The organism is Succinivibrio dextrinosolvens DSM 3072 (assembly GCF_900167015.1).
Classification (GTDB): domain Bacteria; phylum Pseudomonadota; class Gammaproteobacteria; order Enterobacterales; family Succinivibrionaceae; genus Succinivibrio; species Succinivibrio dextrinosolvens.
The window spans coordinates 1-1,804 of record NZ_FUXX01000090.1 but is presented as its reverse complement, the minus strand read 5'-3'; the positions used below and the strand labels follow the sequence as shown (position 1 = coordinate 1,804).

General features: G+C 38.2%; 2 protein-coding genes. Both read left to right on the top strand.

Translation table 11 applies throughout. The annotated features are described in order from the left end of the window. Positions 1 to 518 precede the first annotated feature (518 nt). Positions 519 to 836 carry a rhodanese-like domain-containing protein gene (locus tag B5D46_RS11915; RefSeq protein ID WP_200805075.1) on the top strand — a complete coding sequence of 106 codons (318 nt, stop codon included), beginning with the start codon at positions 519 to 521 and terminating at the stop codon, positions 834 to 836. Positions 837 to 901: 65 nt separating this feature from the next. Then, positions 902 to 1,660 (top strand): L,D-transpeptidase family protein, encoded by a 759-nt coding sequence (locus B5D46_RS11910; protein ID WP_078929641.1) that lies wholly within the window; start codon positions 902 to 904, stop codon positions 1,658 to 1,660. The last annotated feature ends 144 nt before the right edge of the window (positions 1,661 to 1,804 follow it).

The window sequence follows — 1,804 nt, the reverse complement described above, 5'->3', positions numbered from 1 at the left end:
TATATTATAATACAAAAATAAAGGAAAAGCTTATGTTTCTGCACTTTTCCTTAAAATTTAATTCCGTTATGTGTTTAAATTAACAAAGTTACGGCTTATGGTTGCTTTTTTCGTTTTTAACCATCTGAAAATATTTTCTATTCTCCCAAAATACAGAATTATTCTCCCAAAATTATATATTTTTGGGAGAATAAAAATTATCTACCTATAAATCGAATATCCCCCCCCCATTCGAAATGAATGAGACTTGATTGACGATTCTCAAAAAATCCGTAAAGAAAAACTCCTGATTTCAAAGTTTCACAAAGACAAAAATCTCTTTTAATCATCTCAAGTATACTTTTCTTTGTACATTAGTAACTACTCACAGACTTTTAAGGAGGCAGAGGTTAATTAACATTACCTCAGATAATATGAAACTAAAAGCATTACTGAAAACCATACTGCTAGGACTGTGTACCATAGCAGTGGCAAATGCAGATGAAACAACAGTCAAAACAGATATACAAGAGCGGACTATGAACACATACACACAGATTACGCAGGATGAAGCAATGCAGATGATGACTAAAAACGATGGTCATATTATTCTGGATGTAAGACGTCCTGATGAATACTCAATAGGACATATTCCAGGAGCAGTTCTGATCCCAAATGAAACAATCGGTACAACACCACCAGAAGAATTAAAAGATTTTGATCAGATAATTCTTGTCTACTGCAGAAGTGGAAACAGAAGCAAACAGGCTGCATCTAAACTTGCTGCAATGGGATATTCACATATCTACGAGTTCGGCGGAATAAATACCTGGACAGGAGAGATTACACAGGATTAGGACATAGGTCAGCCTGACCTGATCTCAACGAGTTAATTCTCTGATACGAAAACAGGAGTATTACTATGAGAAGAAACATTCTTATGAATCTTCTGACAATTGGACTTTGCTCTATGTTCCTGCTTGCAGGCTGTACCTGTACGCAAAGTCAGGAACAGAAATTAAGCTTTGATGAGCCAAGTTACACCTCATCTCCTGAGTGGGTAAAAGCACTTGGAGAAAAGAATCAGGCAACACAGCTTTTTGTTGTAGCGGGAGTTGGTAAAACCACAGCCTATGTATCCATGCACGAGAAAAAAGCTGACGGCAGCTGGGTTCAGATAACAAGTACTCCTGGTTTTATAGGCAAGTTAGGTCTAGGAAAAACAAAGGAAGGAGATGCCAGAACTCCTGTTGGTAACTTCCACTTCAACTATGCATTCGGAATAGCTGATGATCCTGGCTGCAAGGCTTTCACTTACAAAAAAGTGGACGATAATGACTACTGGTCAGGAGATTCAAGAAAAAACTATAAATACAATCAGATGGTCAGCCTTAAGGATTATCCCGACCTGAACAGGGAAGATAGCGAGCATTTAATCGATTACCTGTACCAGTATCAGTATGCTCTGAATGTGGATTACAACAAGGAAGGTATTGCCGGTCTAGGTTCTGCTATATTCCTGCATTGCGTTGGAGATAAGAAACCTTACACAGGTGGATGTATTGCAATTCCACATCGAAACATGCTCACTGTTATGCAGAATGTACGAAAGGATTGTGTAGTTGTAATAGATGAGCTTAAGAATCTGAGTCCAGAAACCTATAAAGACTGGGAACTATAGTCCATACTGAAGGACTAAAATCGAGTAGCCCCTTTCGGGGCTCTCACACCACTTATCCCGACTTTATGATTATACCGTAAAGCAGCAAAAATCGGCTTAGTTACGGGCATCGGTACATAAAAAGTCGGGATAACATTTACATAA

Bases quoted from the DNA above. Each gene is read 5' to 3' on its own strand.
- B5D46_RS11915 (WP_200805075.1), top strand. From the start codon at position 519: ATGAACACATACACACAGATTACGCAGGATGAAGCAATGCAGATGATG.
- B5D46_RS11910 (WP_078929641.1), top strand. From the start codon at position 902: ATGAGAAGAAACATTCTTATGAATCTTCTGACAATTGGACTTTGCTCT.